The organism is Pseudorhodoplanes sp. (assembly GCF_059499825.1).
Genome location: NZ_JCABZI010000001.1, coordinates 531,512 through 546,959, shown reverse-complemented (window position 1 = coordinate 546,959; position 15,448 = coordinate 531,512). Strand labels below are relative to the sequence as shown.

At 63.3% G+C, this 15,448-nt stretch carries 15 protein-coding genes and 1 tRNA gene; 12 read left to right on the top strand and 4 right to left on the bottom strand.

Annotation, left to right across the window (positions count from 1 at the left end; all coding sequences use genetic code 11):
• Position 1 precedes the first annotated feature (1 nt).
• Complete coding sequence (locus tag AC5I5I_RS02660) at positions 2 to 745, top strand: glutamine amidotransferase (protein WP_495969562.1); 744 nt, start codon at positions 2 to 4, stop codon at positions 743 to 745.
• Between the two features lie 48 nt (positions 746 to 793).
• Here the strand turns inward: AC5I5I_RS02660 and AC5I5I_RS02655 are convergent, their stop codons facing one another.
• The gene (locus AC5I5I_RS02655) at positions 794 to 2,059 is read right to left on the bottom strand and encodes an MFS transporter (RefSeq protein ID WP_495969561.1); all 1,266 of its coding nucleotides are present in this window, start codon (positions 2,057 to 2,059) and stop codon (positions 794 to 796) included.
• A 157-nt stretch (positions 2,060 to 2,216) separates the two neighbouring features.
• On the opposite strand from AC5I5I_RS02655, the gene AC5I5I_RS02650 reads away from it, so the two are divergent.
• A complete protein-coding gene (locus AC5I5I_RS02650; protein ID WP_495969560.1) occupies positions 2,217 to 2,843 on the top strand; it encodes a tetratricopeptide repeat protein in 627 nt (208 codons plus the stop codon).
• Between the two features lie 612 nt (positions 2,844 to 3,455).
• On the opposite strand, the gene AC5I5I_RS02645 is transcribed toward AC5I5I_RS02650, so the two are convergent.
• Both AC5I5I_RS02645 and AC5I5I_RS02640 read right to left on the bottom strand, forming a co-directional pair.
• A complete protein-coding gene (locus AC5I5I_RS02645; RefSeq protein ID WP_495969559.1) occupies positions 3,456 to 3,689 on the bottom strand; it encodes an addiction module protein in 234 nt (77 codons plus the stop codon).
• 128 nt (positions 3,690 to 3,817) lie between these two features.
• A tRNA-Ala gene (locus tag AC5I5I_RS02640) sits at positions 3,818 to 3,893 on the bottom strand.
• A 277-nt stretch (positions 3,894 to 4,170) separates the two neighbouring features.
• Here AC5I5I_RS02640 and AC5I5I_RS02635 point away from each other — a divergent pair.
• The 7 genes from AC5I5I_RS02635 to AC5I5I_RS02605 all read left to right on the top strand — a co-directional run bounded on the left by AC5I5I_RS02635 (position 4,171) and on the right by AC5I5I_RS02605 (position 8,813).
• A complete protein-coding gene (locus tag AC5I5I_RS02635) occupies positions 4,171 to 4,461 on the top strand; it encodes a YggT family protein (protein WP_495969558.1) in 291 nt (96 codons plus the stop codon).
• 19 nt (positions 4,462 to 4,480) lie between these two features.
• Positions 4,481 to 4,813, top strand: a complete 333-nt coding sequence (locus AC5I5I_RS02630; protein ID WP_495969557.1) for a DUF167 family protein — start codon at positions 4,481 to 4,483, stop codon at positions 4,811 to 4,813.
• Entirely contained in the window at positions 4,810 to 5,694 is an 885-nt protein-coding gene (gene folD, locus AC5I5I_RS02625) for a bifunctional methylenetetrahydrofolate dehydrogenase/methenyltetrahydrofolate cyclohydrolase FolD (RefSeq protein ID WP_495969556.1), read from the top strand. The genes AC5I5I_RS02630 and folD overlap by 4 nt, the downstream gene beginning before the upstream one ends.
• A 57-nt stretch (positions 5,695 to 5,751) precedes the next feature.
• Positions 5,752 to 6,357 (top strand): hypothetical protein, encoded by a 606-nt coding sequence (locus tag AC5I5I_RS02620; protein WP_495969555.1) that lies wholly within the window; start codon positions 5,752 to 5,754, stop codon positions 6,355 to 6,357.
• A gap of 152 nt (positions 6,358 to 6,509) precedes the next feature.
• Positions 6,510 to 7,310 carry a hypothetical protein gene (locus tag AC5I5I_RS02615; protein ID WP_495969554.1) on the top strand — a complete coding sequence of 267 codons (801 nt, stop codon included), beginning with the start codon at positions 6,510 to 6,512 and terminating at the stop codon, positions 7,308 to 7,310.
• A 121-nt stretch (positions 7,311 to 7,431) separates the two neighbouring features.
• Positions 7,432 to 8,295: an MBL fold metallo-hydrolase gene (locus AC5I5I_RS02610; protein WP_495969553.1), complete on the top strand. Its 864-nt coding sequence runs from the start codon at positions 7,432 to 7,434 to the stop codon at positions 8,293 to 8,295.
• Between the two features lie 167 nt (positions 8,296 to 8,462).
• Positions 8,463 to 8,813, top strand: coding sequence for a hypothetical protein (locus AC5I5I_RS02605; RefSeq protein ID WP_495969552.1), 351 nt, complete (start codon positions 8,463 to 8,465; stop codon positions 8,811 to 8,813).
• 12 nt (positions 8,814 to 8,825) lie between these two features.
• Here the strand turns inward: AC5I5I_RS02605 and AC5I5I_RS02600 are convergent, their stop codons facing one another.
• Entirely contained in the window at positions 8,826 to 9,626 is an 801-nt protein-coding gene (locus AC5I5I_RS02600; protein WP_495765190.1) for an IclR family transcriptional regulator domain-containing protein, read from the bottom strand.
• A gap of 146 nt (positions 9,627 to 9,772) precedes the next feature.
• Here AC5I5I_RS02600 and AC5I5I_RS02595 point away from each other — a divergent pair, with 146 nt between their 5' ends.
• From AC5I5I_RS02595 to AC5I5I_RS02585, 3 genes are all read left to right on the top strand, one after another.
• Positions 9,773 to 11,086, top strand: coding sequence for an aromatic ring-hydroxylating dioxygenase subunit alpha (locus AC5I5I_RS02595; RefSeq protein ID WP_495765189.1), 1,314 nt, complete (start codon positions 9,773 to 9,775; stop codon positions 11,084 to 11,086).
• Between the two features lie 187 nt (positions 11,087 to 11,273).
• A complete protein-coding gene (locus AC5I5I_RS02590; protein ID WP_495969841.1) occupies positions 11,274 to 12,731 on the top strand; it encodes a glutamine synthetase family protein in 1,458 nt (485 codons plus the stop codon).
• Positions 12,732 to 12,977: 246 nt separating this feature from the next.
• Positions 12,978 to 15,356, top strand: coding sequence for a methyl-accepting chemotaxis protein (locus AC5I5I_RS02585; protein WP_495969551.1), 2,379 nt, complete (start codon positions 12,978 to 12,980; stop codon positions 15,354 to 15,356).
• The last annotated feature ends 92 nt before the right edge of the window (positions 15,357 to 15,448 follow it).

Here is a 15,448-nt window from a genome sequence, read left to right as displayed (position 1 = left end):
GATGTCGTTACCCGTTCTCATCGTCCTGCATCAGGAAAACTCGACCCCCGGCCGGGTCGGGCAATATCTTCGCAAGCGCGGTTTCCCGCTCGATATCCGCCGCCCGGTTCTGGGCGACCCGCTGCCGGCAACGCTGGACCAGCATGCCGGCGCGGTCATTTTCGGCGGGCCGCAAAGCGCCAATGACGAGCTCGATTTCATCAAGCGCGAGATCGACTGGATCGGCGTGCCGCTGAAGGAGAACAAGCCGTATCTGGGCATCTGCCTCGGCGGCCAGATGCTGGCGCGGCATCTCGGGGCACGGGTCGATTTCCACGGCGAGGGCCATGTCGAGGTCGGCTATTACCCGATCCGGCCGACCCGCGAAGGCCGCGAGCTGTGCGAGATCTGGCCGGATCATGTCTATCAATGGCATCGCGAGGGCTTCGACCTGCCGCGCGGTGCGACCCTGATCGCCGAGGGCGACACCTTCCCGGTGCAGGCCTTCCGGCAGGGCGATCACGCCTATGCGATCCAGTTCCACCCGGAAGTGACGCACGCGATGATGTGCCGCTGGACCATCCGCGGGCAGCACCGGATGGAATTGCCGGGCGCCAAGCAGCGCGCCGCGCATTTCGAGGACCGCTTCGTGTTCGATTACGCGATGCAGAACTGGCTGGCGCATTTTCTCGAGCGCTGGCTGCCGCAGCCTGCGCCCGCCAAGCCGGCGCCCGAAAAGTCCACGCCGAAAATCCTCACCGCCTGACCGCGACGACTGACCGCGATCTGCGGACTGCGATCTGCGCGTTGCCGGTCATCGCTGGTCCTTCTGCAGGCTCTGCACGTTGAGCAGTTCGGGAAACAACTTCGTCCACAATCCGACGATCAGCAAGGTCGCGACTCCGCCGAACACCACCGCCGGCACGGTGCCGGCGAAATGCGCGAACACGCCGGCGCGGAATTCACCGAGCTGGTTCGAGGTGCCGACGAACAGCGCGTTGACCGAGATCACCCGGCCGAGCATGTCGTCGGGCGTCTGCACCTGCACCAGAGTCTGCCGCACCACCACGCTCACCATGTCGCCCATGCCGAGCGCGAACAACGCCAGCAACGATAACGGAAACGATGTCGACAACGCGAACACGATGGTCGCGATCCCGAACAGCGCGACGCCCAGATACATCTTGCGTCCGGCATTGCGCACGAGCGGAAAGCGCGCCAGCGCGAGCGCCATCAAGAGCGCACCGATCGCCGGCATCGCGCGCATGATGCCGAGCCCCCAGGGGCCGACATGGAAGACGTCTTTGGCATAAACGGGCATGAGCGCGGTCGCGCCGGCAAACAGCACCGCGAACATGTCGAGCGAGGTCGCGCCTAGGATCAGCGGACTTCTACGGATGAAGCCAATGCCGGCGAACAGCGTTGAGATATCGATCTTCTCGCGCTTCGGGGCCACCTGCTCGATCCGGATCAGCGCCACCAGGATGCTGGCGCCGATGAACAAAGCCGCGCACAGCGCATAAACCAGCGTCGGGCTCACGACATAAAGCAGCCCGCCGATTGCCGGGCCGCAGATCGTGGCGGCCTGGTTCGCCGATGCCGAACCCGCCACCGCGCGCGGCAGCACCGGCAGCGGCACCAGGCGCGGCAACAGCGCCTGTAGCGTCGGTGCCTCGAAGGCGCGGCCGGCGCCGAGCAGGAACACCAGCGCCAGAATGAGATCGCGGGTGAGGAAGCCCTGCCAGGTGCCGATCGCAAGCAGCAGCGCGGCGCTGCCTTCGGTCAACTGGGCGAGCCGCACCACCTTGCTGCGGTCATAGCGATCGGCCACGGCGCCGGCGACCAGCACCAGCAGAAAGGCCGGCACGAACTGCGCGAGCCCGACGAGCCCGAGATCGAGCGCGCGGCCGGTCATGGTGTAGACCTGCCAGCCCACCGCAACGACCATCATCTGCAGCGCCAGGCTCGCCGAGACGCGCGCGAACCAGAACAGGACGAACGGCCGGTATCGGCCGAGCGGCGCGGTGTCGGGGGGCGTGGTCATGGTCAGGTTCGGCGAGAGGCCCGGTTGTGCCGACACGACGTGGAACTGCGGTAGGCGGGTGAGGCTGCGGAACTTCGCAGGCGGGATCACCGAAGATGTCGCACACAAAACCGCATTATTGAAGTTTCGGCTTTTCGCCAAAAAGCTAAGCTAGCGGCAGGTGACAAAGAGCTTGCCACAGGGGATGGACACCATGCGACCCCGGACATTGCAGCTTAGCCTGATCCTGATCTCCACCGTCATCGCGCCGGCTGCGGTTCTGGCGCAAAGCGAACGCGAACTCTGCGCCAAGGCGACCGGCGATGCGGCGCTCGCGGCCTGCGACAAGGCGATTGCGGCGAATCCGAAGGATGCGGATTCGTTCGCCAATCGCGGCTTCACCTGGAGTCTCAAGGGCGATCAGGATAGGGCCATCGCCGACTTCAACGAGGCGCTGAAGATCAACCCGACGCACGCACGCGCGCTCAGCAATCGTGGCGTCGCCTGGAACCGCAAGGGCGACCCCGAGAAGGCGATTTCTGACTCGACCGAAGCGATCCGGATCAACAAGCGCTACGCCAAGGCCTACAACAATCGCGGTGTCGCGCTGATCCGCAAGAAGGAGCTCGACAAGGCGATTGCCGATCTCAACGAGTCGATCAAGCTGAACCCGAAGGATGCCAGCGCCTATTTCAATCGCGGCAATGCGCTGGAAATGAAGGGTTCGCTCTCCGATGCGCTTTCGGATTTCAGGACGTTCGCGAAGCTTTCGCCCAAGGATCCCGACGGGCCTGCGGCGATCGCGCGGCTGGAGGGGAAGATCAAGGCGGGTGGGAGGTAGGCAAATACGAGGCCCGACGCATGCGGCTATCCAGTCTTCGTATCAGAAGACAAACCACGGGGACGGCTGCGAAATCGTCGGGCCTGTTTCGAGAGACAAGGCTAACGGAAGTAAGCCCCGAGGAACCGAACCCGGCCGCAGTTCGAGATTGTATAGTGGAGTCTGTCGCCGCCATCCGCCAAATCTACTCGGACCTCCTTGGCCGCCTGCCCCAGCAGTCGCTCGGAAATGCTTTCAATATTCATCCACACAACTTTGCAGCAATCGGGATGAAGCATGCGAAAATCTTGACGACTTAGCGTCGGCTTTCGGCCCGCTATGATTGAGTCGATTACAGCATTAACCGCATCTTCGTTCGACAAAAACGAAACGTGGTATGTTCGGCTGTATTCTTTCCCTCCCGTATGTTCGGTCGAAGAAAGGCAGAACCCATTGAACAAAAGCGTTGCTGGGATCCCCAAACAGAGAAACAATGCAATTATGGTGTTGCCAAAATAAAATCTGGGCATCTTTGAAGGCGCTGCGAAGTACCTAGACTGAATGTTCAATTTTAAAGCGATTTAGGTTTTAGCGAACACCTTCCTTTGAAGCCCGGCTTCAGAACCCGTATCTTCACGACCGATACTTGGCGACGATTTCGTTGAGATCGTTTGCCGCAAGCTCACCGCGCAGATACGCCGCGAGACGTTGTCTGGCTTCAGCCGCCCACAGCCGATCGATGTCCGGATCAGGACGGTCGAGACTGTCGAGCACATCCTCGACAAGCGCGATACGCTCCTGCGGGGGCAGCGCGCGCACCTGTTCGCCGAGGGCCTTGCTCTTCTCGTTCATCGGGGTCCCTGCCATTTGCACGGTGCTCCATCCTAAGCGGAGACGCCGGCGCGACAATGGGGCCGCGCTGGCCGATTACCCGAAGGATTGCAGACGGCGGCTCCCGGATGCCAGCCACAAATGCAGAAATTTCCGCCGGAAATTGGTGGAGCCGAGCGGGATCGAACCGCTGACCTCCTCATTGCGAACGAGGCGCTCTCCCAGCTGAGCTACGGCCCCCGCCAGCCGCAACCGGGCGAAACCTGTCCGGATGCGGGAATGGGCGAAGAGCGGCCATTTAGGACCCGGCTTTTGCCAAGTCAAGGACCGCCGGGGTGCCCGCCCGCAACGTGCGGAGGGCAGCGCCAATCCGCCCCGGACCCGGCGGATTTGCCGCCGCCTTGCAACGGCCGGGCGCGCGGATGTTACGCGGGCCGGCCGGCGGTTCCGCCGCTTGCCCGGAATCGGCGGAGCCGATAGATGAAAGCCACCATCCCCGAAGAGAAGACATCGCCCGATGCGCGCCCTCCTCGACGTCATCCTGATCGTTCTGCAGCTCTACATCTGGCTGCTGATCGCCTCGGCGATCCTGTCCTGGCTGGTGGCCTTCAACGTCGTGAACACCCGCAACCAGTTCGTGGCGATGGTCGGCGACTTCCTGTGGCGCATCACCGAGCCGGTGCTGCGGCCGATCCGCTCGATCATGCCCAATCTCGGCGGCATCGATATCTCGCCGGTGATCCTGATCCTGATCATTATCTTCATCCAGAGCGTGATCACCCGCTACATCTATCCCAACGTGTTCTGACCGGACCGGTTGGGCAACGGTGGAGCGCCCACAGTCGTTGCCCTGGAATGCAACGGCGTCGGGGCTTTCCGTCACGATCAGGCTGACGCCAAGGGGTGGGCGGGACGCGCTCGATGGGATCGAGACGCTCGCCGATGGGCGAAGCGTGCTGAAAGCGCGGGTGCGGGCGGCGCCCATCGAAGGCGAAGCCAATGCCGCACTGGTTGCGCTGCTGGCAAAGACGCTTGACGTGCCGCGCCGCACGGTGACATTGGCGGCCGGCGACACCGCGCGCATCAAGCGCATCGTCATCAAAGGCGACGGCGCCGCGCTCGCGGCACGGCTTCAACACCTGCTGGCGGATTTGAAATGACTGCGACCATCATCGACGGAAAGGCCATCGCGCAGGAGCTGCGCGGCAACATCGCGACCGCGACGGCACAGCTCACGAAAGAGCACGGCATCGTGCCGGGTCTTGCGGTGGTGCTGGTCGGTTCCGATCCTGCGAGCGAAGTCTATGTGAAGTCGAAGTCCAAGGCGGTGACCGAAGCCGGGATGAAGTCGTTCGATCACAAGCTGCCGGCCGACACCTCGCAGGCCGATCTGCTCAAGCTGATCGAACAGCTCAATGCCGACAAGACCGTGCATGGCATTCTGGTGCAATTGCCGCTGCCGTCGCAGATCGACTCCACGCTCATTCTGAACACCATCGATCCGGGCAAGGATGTCGACGGCTTCCATCCGGTGAATGCCGGACGGCTCGCCACCGGCCAGCGCGCGCTGGTGCCGTGTACGCCGGTCGGCAGCGTGATCCTGGCGAAGAAGATGCATCCGTCGCTCGCAGGCATGGATGCGGTGGTGATCGGCCGCTCCAACATCGTCGGCAAGCCGCTGGCGCAATTGCTGCTGGCGGAGAATTGCACCGTCACCGTCGCGCATTCGAAGACCAAGGATCTGAAGGATGTCTGCCGTCGCGCCGACCTGCTGTTTGCGGCGGTCGGCCGGCCGGAAATGGTGCGCGGCGACTGGATCAAGCCGGGCGCGACCGTGATCGATGTCGGCATCAACCGGGTGCCGGGAGAAGCCGGCAAGACGCGGCTGGTCGGCGACGTCAATTACAAGGAAGCGCTTGAGGTCGCGGGCGCGGTGACGCCGGTGCCGGGTGGCGTGGGGCCGATGACCATTGCCTGCGTGATCCTCAATACGCTGCGCGCGGCCTGCGCGTCCGCGGGATTGCCGGAGCCGAAGGTCTGATTGAACCGTCAGACTGTGCCGTGCGACGGATATATCCGCGCACGACAGGATGATGCGATGGTCCGGCTTCTTGGTGTTTTCGCGATCGTGATCGGTGTTGCCACTGGCGCGTCGGCGCAATCCATCGAACACGCCTACACGAAGATCGACCTGAAAGCCTGCAAGCATACGCCCGGCCGTGACGTCGAGGATTATGGTTCGTGGCTGTGCAAGGGTTACGCCGGGATTCCGATCTACATTTCGGGCGGCGATCAGCGCTCGTTCGTGAGCTACGGGCGCAACGCAAAGAAGGAATTGGCAAACCGTGAGTCGCTGATGTCGTTCAACGGACACGGCGATGTCGTGGAGTGGCGGATCGAGACCTTGCCGGATGGCAAGAAACGACCCTTCGCCGCCATCATGCGCTGGTCGACCACGGTGCAGAAAGAAGAGCCCAATCCGGACGGCGAGATCGTGCGCGGGCAAGTGCTGGTGATCACGCGGCTCGATCCGGGTGGCGTCTGCCATGTCGGCTATGTCGACGGCCGCGCCAATCCGGATGCGAATGAACTCGCGCGCAAGGTCGCGGACGAGACGGCGCGCGGATTCCGATGCGGCAAGGATACGCCCGATAGCTTCGGCAAGACCGGGCCGGGATTTTCGCCGCGGATGCTGATGCATTGAAGAGCGCGGCATCGAAGCCGACGCATTAGGATTGCATTTACCAATGCGGCGCGCGCAATCACGTCCGCGCGATCCCTTAAAAGTTTAACTTTTTCGTAAGTGCCCTTGGTTACCGATTGGTGAAGCGACGTATCACCATCCGGAGAGTATCCATGGGTCCAGTAGACGAGTCCGGCCTGAATGCAGCGTCCGGCGCTGCCGAACCGGTGAAGGCCGAAGCCGAAGCCACGGATGGCAACGCGTCCGAGATCAATGTCGAGCCATTCGATCACGCGCGGCGCCGCAAGCTTGAATCGCATGAAGCACCGATCCTGTTCGTGCCGGCGAGCCGTCAGCGCTTCGGCCGCGCCGCCGTGCTGGCGGTTGCAATTGCCTTGTCGGCGGCGGCGGGGTCCGCGGTCGGCGCGGTGGCAGCGGTGGCGTTCGCCAAGCCGCAACCGGTCGCCGACGATGCGCGCACCATCGAGGTGAAGGCGCTGCAGGGTGTGATTGCGAAGCTGTCCACCGAAGTTGCATCGCTGAAGGCCAGCATCGACAGCAATGCCAAGACCGCGAATGCGCAACTGGCCAAGATGGCCGACCGCGTCGAACGTGCCGAGAAGGCGCAGGCCGAGCCGGCCTCGCGGGTGGCCAAGCTGTCCGAAATGCTGGAGCGGATCGACAAGCGCACCGCGTCGGCTGCCGCAGCGCCTGTGGCACCGGCGCTGGCCTCTGCGCCGGACGTCACCGGGTCGATTGCGACCAAGCAGCAGGACCGTCCGTCGGTCGTGAATGGCTGGGTGCTGCGCGAGGTGTTTCGCGGCGGCGCCATGGTCGAGAACGAGCGCATGGGCATGTTCGAAGTGGTGCCGGGCGCCAATCTTCCCGGTCTCGGCCGGGTCGAAACCATCCGCCGTCAGGATGGCCGCTGGGTGGTGGTGACCCCGAAGGGCTTCATCGTGTCGCAGCGCTGAGGCAAGCCTCTCTAGTTGAGGCGCCGCTTTTTTGTTGGGCAGTTCGCCGCAGGGCTGCACATTCTGGTGAATTGCGGCTCCGTCCCGCCATGTCATACTTGGCGCGGCAAGGGAGCTGTGGATGCGGATATCCTTCGGTTGGCTGGGTGCAGGGGCTGTCGCCGCGCTCTGTCTTTCCGGCGGAAATCTTGCGAGCGGACCGGCCTCGGCGTTCGAGCGCATCCAGGCGCCTGCCGCCAAACCCGAAATGACCGAGAACTGCCCCGGCCTTGTGGCGGCCGACCGGCCGCGCGTCATCCCGGCGGCGTTTCGCGTGGCGCAACTCAAATTCGATCAGGTTCGCATCACCTATATCGGCCACTCCACCTTTCTGATCGAAAGCCCGCGCGTGGTGCGGATCGCCACCGACTATAACGATTATGTGCGGCCGCCGATGCTGCCCGACATTGTCACCATGAACCGCGCGCATTCGACGCACTATACCGACAATCCCGAGCCTGGGATCTTGCATGTGTTGCGCGGCTGGGCCGAGGAGCGCGGCCAGCCGATGCGTCATGACGTGAGCGTCAAGGATGTGCGGGTGCGCAACGTGCCGACCAATATCCGCGATTACGGCGGCGGCACCCAGCGGCATGGCAATTCGATCTTCGTGTTCGAGATCGCGAACATGTGCATCGCGCATCTCGGCCATCTGCATCACACGCTGACGCAGCAGCAGCTGAACGATATCGGTCGCATCGACGCGGTGCTGGTCCCGGTCGATGGCAGCTACACGCTCGATCTCGACGGCATGGTCGAGGTGATGGAGGGGCTGAAGGCGCCGCTGATCATCCCGATGCATTACTTCAGCGTCTTCACCCTCAACCGCTTCCTCGACCGCATGCGTGAGAAATTCGACATCGAATTTTCCGATACGCCGTCGGTGGTCATTTCGAAGACCACGCTGCCGGCGAAGCCGAAAATACTGGTCTTGCCGGGCCGCTGACGCTCCCGTCCCGCCGGCGCCGGCTTGCCCCCCGCCCGGGCCTGCTTCACGAAAATGTTTAGAAGTTTCAGAGGCTTCGGAACGAAGCCGCTTGAGTTGGGTTGGGCCATGGTGCAAAAGCACCGCACGATTCGTTAACGATTGTTAACCTGCCCGAAAGAACAAAAATGCCTGTCTCCTGGACCGACTGGAAGACCTTCCCGGATTTGCATACGGGCCTGCGGCTCGACGCACCGGACGGGCCGGGCGTGTTCGAGGTCCGGCATATCGCCACCGGGGAACAGATCGCCTTTGCGGTCTCGGCCAATGTTGCAGCCAGCCTGGAAACCCTGATCCAGCCTCAGGCGTCCGGCCTGCGCTCGATATTTGCTCGCAAGCGGATCGTGCATCGTCCGGTCGATCTGGAATACCGGGTCTGCGCCACCGCCTCGGTCAAGGATGCCCGCTCCGAAGAGGACCGGCTGAACAATTTGCGGCGGGCCTATATCCAGCGGCGCAAGGCGTCCGGCTGGGCCTGATCGCCTCTCTCGTCAGATCAGTTGCTGCTGCAGATCGTCGGCCAGCGCGCGGAGCTTCGGCAGGAACGTCTTGATCATGGTCTCGGGCGAGCCGCGCTCGCTGTGGACCCCGACATTGAGCGATCCGATGGCCTTGCCATCTCGCCGGCGCAGGACGACCGATATCGAGCGGAAGCCGAGTTCCACCTCCTGATCGACCAGCGAATAGCCCTCGCTGCGTGCCTTCAGGATCGCGCGCCGCAACTCGTCCTTTTTCACAAGCGTTTGCGGCGTCAGCCGTTTGACGTGCGCCCGCACCAGAAGCTGCTCAAGCTGTTTGTCGTCGAAGCTCGCCAGTAGGATGCGTCCGAGCGAGCTTGACACCGCCGGGATGCGCAGGCCGATCTGCCCGCTGAGCTGCAGGACCCGCGCCGGAGACGCATGCGCGATCATGACCATGTCGTCGCCGTCGAGCACCGCTGCGGAGCAGGCCTCGTTGATGCCACCGCTCAGCCGCTCCAGCGCCGGCTGGATCAGGGTTGAGACCGGGTTCGAGCCCAGATAGGCGCCGGCCAGCATCAGCACCCGCGGCGTCAGCCGGAACATCCGACCGTCGGTTTCGGCGAAGCCGAGATGGATCAGCGTGTGCAACGTTCGCCGCACCGAAGCGCGCGGCAATTCGACCAGCTTCGCGACATCGCTCAGCGAAAGCTGCCGGTGTTCCTGACCGAAGGTCTGGATTACGCGAAGCCCGCGCGCCAGCGCTTCCAGGAACTCTGGTCCGGCGTCCTTGGCGAGTCGTTCCTCCTCGGGCAATCGCTTGATGCGCGGCATGTTTGCACTGCGCCGGTCACATCCTGACCTTGCGCTCCCACTCTCAGTCTGGTGTAATTCGAACCAACGTTCGGTCACCGAACATACCTATGTGCGGCCCGATTGGCCAGTCCTGTCGGCCAGTCCTGGATGAAAGGATCATCGCCATGCTGAGCGCAGAACAGAACGACCTCATCACCCGCACCAATCCCGGAACCAAGGCCGGCAACCTGCTGCGGCGCTATTGGCAGCCCGCCGCGCTGGTCGAGGAATTGTCAGGCAATCGCCCGATCAAGCCGGTGCGGCTGATGGGCGAGGACCTCGTGATGTTCAAGGATGGGCAGGGCCGCTATGGCCTGATCGCGCGCGGTTGTCCGCATCGCGGCACCGATCTCGCGTTCGGACGCCTTGAAGCCGATGGCTTGCGCTGCGCCTTCCACGGCTGGAAGTTCGACGTCAACGGCAAGTGCCTGGAGACCCCGGCGGAGCCGGAAGGCTCGAACCTCTGCGCCAACATCCGCCAGAAGTCCTATCCGGTGGTGGAGAAGAGCGGCATCCTGTTCGCCTATATGGGCCCGGGCGAGCCGCCGGCCTTTCCGGATTTCGACTGCTTTGTCGCGCCGGACGAATACACCTTCGCCTTCAAGGGACTGATCGAGTGCAACTGGCTGCAATCGCTGGAGGTCGGCATCGACCCCGCGCACACATCGTGGCTGCACCGCTTCTTCGAGGATGAGGATACGTCGAAATCCTACGGCAAGATGTTCCGCGACTCGACGTCGGACGCCGATATGCCGATGACCAAGATCATGCGCGATTTCCCGCGTCCGCGCATCGAGGTCGAGCACACCGATTACGGTCTGCGGCTGAATACGCTGCGCCAGATCAGCGATCAGTCGGTGCATGTGCGGACCACCAACCTGGTGTTTCCGAATGCGTTCATGATCCCGATGAGCCAGGAGATGACGATCTCGCAATGGCATGTGCCGATCGATGAGACCACGCATTACTGGTACTGCATCTTCACCAGTTTCGGCCAGAAGGTCGACAAGGAGGAGATGCGCCGGCAGCGGCTGGAGCTCTACGAGCTGCCGAATTACGTGCCGCGCAAGAACAAGTCCAACGATTACGGATTCGATCCGCACGAGCAGGCGCACGAGACCTATACCGGCATGGGCGCCGACATCAACATTCACGACCAATGGGCGTGCGAGTCGATGGGGCCGATCCAGGATCGCACCAAGGAGCATCTCGGCCAGTCCGACAAGGCGATCAGCGCATATCGGCGCATGCTGCGCGCGGCGATCGAACAGGCCGGCAAGGGCGAGCGTCCACTGATGGTGCTCGAGCCGCAGCAGGCCCCGGCGATCACCGGTCCGGTCTGCGTCGATGGTGTCGGCCCCGCAGCCGACTGGCAGGGCTACGCCGCGACGGCGCACGAGCGTCGCCGCAAGACCAAGAGCTGGGCCAACGGGCATTGAACTCTCTTCCTCCCTCCCCTGAAAGGGGAGGGTCGGCATGCGAAGCATGCCGGGGAGGGTCTGTTAGATACTCTTTCCCTTGACCCCCACCCGACTGCCTTCGCTATGCTTCGGCAGTCGACCTCCCTCTTTCAGGGGGAGGTGGAGACCGTAAAGTGCAATGATGTCCTCCCGCGACCGCGCATCCCTGAGTTTCGTCGAGCGCCACAATCTGTGGAGCGAGGAGCAATTCCGCCTCGCCGCCGCGGTCGAAAAGGAAATCGAGGAGCGCCAGCTCGAACTGGTGCGTTTCTCCTTCCCGGATCAGCATGGCGTGTTGCGCGGCAAGACCCTCGTCGCCGCCGAGGCCGCGAAGCTGATGCGCAACGGCGTCTCGATGACGACGACGCTGCTCGCCAAGGATACCTCGCATCGCACGGTGTTTCCGGTGTTCACGCCGGGCGGCGGCTTCGCCATGCCGGAGATGCAGGGCGCCGGCGACTTCCTGATGATCGCCGATCCGTCGACGTTCAAGGTGTTGCCCTGGGCGCCGAATACCGGCTGGGTGCTCTGCGACATGTATTTCCCGAACGGCAAGCCGGTGCCGTTCTCGACGCGCCAGCTCTGCCGCGATCAGCTCGCAGCGCTGCGCTCGTCCGGCTTCGACATCATGGCGGGGCTCGAGGTCGAGTTTCATCTGTACCGGATCGAAAATCCGCGGCTCATGCCCGCCGACGCGACCTGGCCGGGCGAGCCGGTCGATGTCAGCTACATCCATCAAGGCTTCCAGCTTTTGACCGAGGCGCGGTCCGACCAGATCGAGCCGGTGCTGGAGCCGTTCTGGAAGGCGGTCACCGCGCTTGGTTTGCCGTTCCGGTCGCTGGAAGTCGAACTCGGACCCAGCCAGTGCGAGTTCACCTTTCGCCCGGAGATCGGACTCGCTTCCGCCGACATGATGGTGCTGTTCCGCAGCGCGATGAAGCAGATCGCGCGCCGGCACGGCCTGCATTGCACCTTCATGTGCCGGCCGGGATTGCCCAACGCCTTTTCCAGCGGCTGGCATCTGCATCAGTCGCTGATCGATACCAGAACCAAAGCCAATGCCTTCGTCTCGCACGATCCCGGGCAGACGCTGCCACCGCTCGGCCAGCATTGGCTGGCGGGCCTGCTTGCCAATGCGCGCGCCGCGGCCGCCTTCACCACGCCGACGCTGAACGGCTACAAGCGCTACCGCGCCTATGCGCTGGCGCCGGATCGCGTCATCTGGGGGCAGGACAATCGTGGCGTGATGGTGCGGGTGATCGGCCAGCAGGGAGATCCGGCGACGCATCTGGAAAACCGGATCGGCGAGCCCGCGGCCAATCCGTATCTTTATCTCGCTGCGCAGATCGCCTGCGGCATGGACGGCGTATCGCGCAAGCTTGATCCGGGCCCTTCGGCCGACACGCCATACGAGACCGAAGCCGACATGATGCCGAAGAATCTCGGCGAGGCGTTGGCGGCGCTGCGTGACAATGCCTGTTTCCGCGGCGCCTTCGGTCAGGATTTCGTCGATTACTACATTCGTATCAAGGATGCGGAGATCGTGCGCTATCGCACGGAGGTCGAAAGCGACACCGCCGACGTCACGCATTGGGAACAGAAAGAGTATTTTGATTTGTTCTAAAGGCCGACCGTAAAATTCTTCACGATTGAATTTTCGCCGCTCAATTGTTGCGCGGCTTGCATGTTCTCAGACAGAATTCGGTCGTGTCAGTCGTGCCGGCCCTTGCCAAGTCACTGCCAGCCGGAAACGAGTTACCTAAAACAGGTTATCCGCCTGAATTTCAACGGCGCCCTTTCATCCATTACCAGCAATTTACTTTCGGCGCTTAAGGCTCATCAGGGCCGGAGGGCGAAAGGGCTTTGCATCATGCTGAATAGCATATCCGTTGGCACGCTGTTGAAATCGGTGATCGGAATTCTGGCGGTGCTGGCGATCCTCCTGGTCGGTCGCGACGCGTACACCGCCTGGACTCAGTACCAGACCGCCACCCGCAGCGCCGCTGTCGTGGACATTTCCCGCGATCTGTTCACCGCACTCCACAATCTGCGTGTCGATCGCTCGACAACGATGCGCGATCTCAACAGCGATGCCGCCCTGTCCGGCCTTGGCCGTCAGACTCTGGAGGTCCGTGCAGCAGAAATGGCGGCGCTTGCGCCCGCGATCGAGGCGCTCAAGGGTCTGTCCTTCCCCGGCAAGGACGCCACTCTGCCGGCGCTCATCCAGTCGGTGCAGCGGCTGACGGCCATGCACCAGGAAACCGAGCGGGCCATCACCTTGCCGAAGTCCGGCCGCCGGCCCGATCTGGCAAAGGAGTACACCGACCTCACCACCGGCCTCTTGGTCGCGCTCGATCGGCTCTCCGAGCAGTTGACCGCCATGGTCAAGCTTGATGACGCATTTGTCGATCAGATGCTGGGACTGAAACAACTCGCCTGGGTTGCCCGCAATACGGCAGGCGACGCGACTGTGATCATATCGAATGGCCTTGGCGGCCTGAAACTGCCGCCGGACGCATTGTCCATCTACATGGCCAATCTCGCCAAAACCGATGCCGTCTGGCAGGTCCTCGAGGATACGACCAAGGGTCTCAACCTGCAGCCGTCCTTCAGCGCGGCGCTGCGCAAGGCCAAGGACGACTTCTTCGATCCGAAATTCGCGGAATTGCGCCTCAAGGTGCTGAAATCCGTGCTCGCCGGCGAGGATACCGGGATCAAGGCGCAGGACTGGACGCCGATGTCAGTCGGCAAACTCGCATCCTTGCTCGGTGTCGCGGAAGCCTCGTTGAATATCGCCAGCGAGCATGCCGCCGAGAAGGCCCGTTCGTCGCTGATGCATTTGATGGTGGCCCTTGGCGTTCTGTTCGGTGTTCTCGTCTTCGTAACCGCGATGATGATCCTGGTGTCGCGCCGCGTCACCAACCCGCTGCATGGCATCCAGGGCGCGATGCTCAAGCTTGCGGAGGGTGACGTATCGGTCGTGCTTCCGGGGCTTGAGCGGAAGGACGAAATCGGTGCGGTCGCCAATGCGGTCGAGCGTTTCAAGGTGGTCGTGGTCGAAAAGGCGAAGGAAGAAGCCGACGAGGCGCTGAGACGTCAGGCCGCGGAGGCCGAATTGCAGGCGAAGGCGGCCGAGGAGCGGGCGCGTGCCGCCGACGAACAGGCGAGCGCCATGCGCGCGCTCGGCGAAGGACTGAAGCGGCTGTCGGATGGCGATCTCACCATTCGGCTCGACGAGGGCTTCACGGACGATTATCGGGGCATCAGGGAAGACTTCAACGCGACACTCGATCGCCTGCAGTCGACGATCGAGGCCATCGCACAGGCCAATGACGAGGTCTCCAACGCGGCGGCTGAAATCGCGGCGGCGACCACCGATCTGTCGCAGCGGACCGAAGAGCAGGCGGCCAGCCTCGAACAGACGTCGGCTTCGATGGAGCAAATCTCCGCGACGGTGAAGCAGAACGCAGGTAACGCCCAGAACGCCAATTCGCTGACGCAGGGCACCGCCCAGATTGCCGATCAGGGCGGGCAGGTCGTGTCCGAGGCGGTCTCGGCCATGGCGCGGATCGAGGAATCCTCGCGCAAGATTTCCGACATCATTTCGGTGATCGACGAGATCGCGCGTCAGACCAACCTGCTGGCGCTCAACGCCGCAGTGGAGGCCGCGCGCGCCGGGGAGGCCGGCCGTGGCTTCGCCGTGGTGGCGTCGGAAGTTCGCAGCCTCGCGCAGCGTTCCTCGCAGGCGGCGAAGGACATCAAGGACCTGATCGTCAATTCGTCGGCGCAGGTGCAGGACGGGGTCGGCCTGGTCAACCGCGCCGGAAGCTCGCTCGGCGAGATCGTGAATTCGATCAGGCAGGTTGCGGGCATCGTCTCCGACATCGCCAATGCCAGCGCCGAGCAGGCCACCGGTCTCGAGCAAATCAGCAAGGCATTGGTGCAGATGGACGAGGTCACCCAACAGAATTCGGCGCTGGTCGAGCAGAATGCCGCCACCGCCAAAACGCTGGAGGATCAGCAGAGCGCCATGCGCGAGCGCATGAGCTTCTTCTCTTTCGGGCAGACCGTCGTGGGACCGAACGTCGTCACCCCGGTCATCACCCGAAAGGCCGCGCCCGCGGCGAGACCCGTTGGCAAGGCGGAGGCGAAGCCCGAGCCGAAAGCACCCGCGCGGCGCGCTGCGGCGGCTCCGCGTGTCCATGGCGCGAATGCGCTGAAAGATGACGCGGGCTGGGACGAGTTCTGATCTGACGGGCCCCGTGCGATGGCCGGCTGCCTGCGGGCGGTCGGCCACAGCAATTTCGACATCGCGCGCGGGTCAGTCTTTCGTGCTTCCGT

Bases quoted from the DNA above. Each gene is read 5' to 3' on its own strand.
- AC5I5I_RS02660 (WP_495969562.1), top strand. From the start codon at position 2: ATGTCGTTACCCGTTCTCATCGTCCTGCATCAGGAAAACTCGACCCCC.
- AC5I5I_RS02650 (WP_495969560.1), top strand. From the start codon at position 2,217: ATGCGACCCCGGACATTGCAGCTTAGCCTGATCCTGATCTCCACCGTC.
- AC5I5I_RS02645 (WP_495969559.1), bottom strand. From the start codon at position 3,689: ATGGCAGGGACCCCGATGAACGAGAAGAGCAAGGCCCTCGGCGAACAG.
- AC5I5I_RS02635 (WP_495969558.1), top strand. From the start codon at position 4,171: ATGCGCGCCCTCCTCGACGTCATCCTGATCGTTCTGCAGCTCTACATC.
- folD (WP_495969556.1), top strand. From the start codon at position 4,810: ATGACTGCGACCATCATCGACGGAAAGGCCATCGCGCAGGAGCTGCGC.
- AC5I5I_RS02620 (WP_495969555.1), top strand. From the start codon at position 5,752: ATGGTCCGGCTTCTTGGTGTTTTCGCGATCGTGATCGGTGTTGCCACT.
- AC5I5I_RS02615 (WP_495969554.1), top strand. From the start codon at position 6,510: ATGGGTCCAGTAGACGAGTCCGGCCTGAATGCAGCGTCCGGCGCTGCC.
- AC5I5I_RS02610 (WP_495969553.1), top strand. From the start codon at position 7,432: ATGCGGATATCCTTCGGTTGGCTGGGTGCAGGGGCTGTCGCCGCGCTC.
- AC5I5I_RS02605 (WP_495969552.1), top strand. From the start codon at position 8,463: ATGCCTGTCTCCTGGACCGACTGGAAGACCTTCCCGGATTTGCATACG.
- AC5I5I_RS02600 (WP_495765190.1), bottom strand. From the start codon at position 9,626: ATGCCGCGCATCAAGCGATTGCCCGAGGAGGAACGACTCGCCAAGGAC.
- AC5I5I_RS02595 (WP_495765189.1), top strand. From the start codon at position 9,773: ATGCTGAGCGCAGAACAGAACGACCTCATCACCCGCACCAATCCCGGA.
- AC5I5I_RS02585 (WP_495969551.1), top strand. From the start codon at position 12,978: ATGCTGAATAGCATATCCGTTGGCACGCTGTTGAAATCGGTGATCGGA.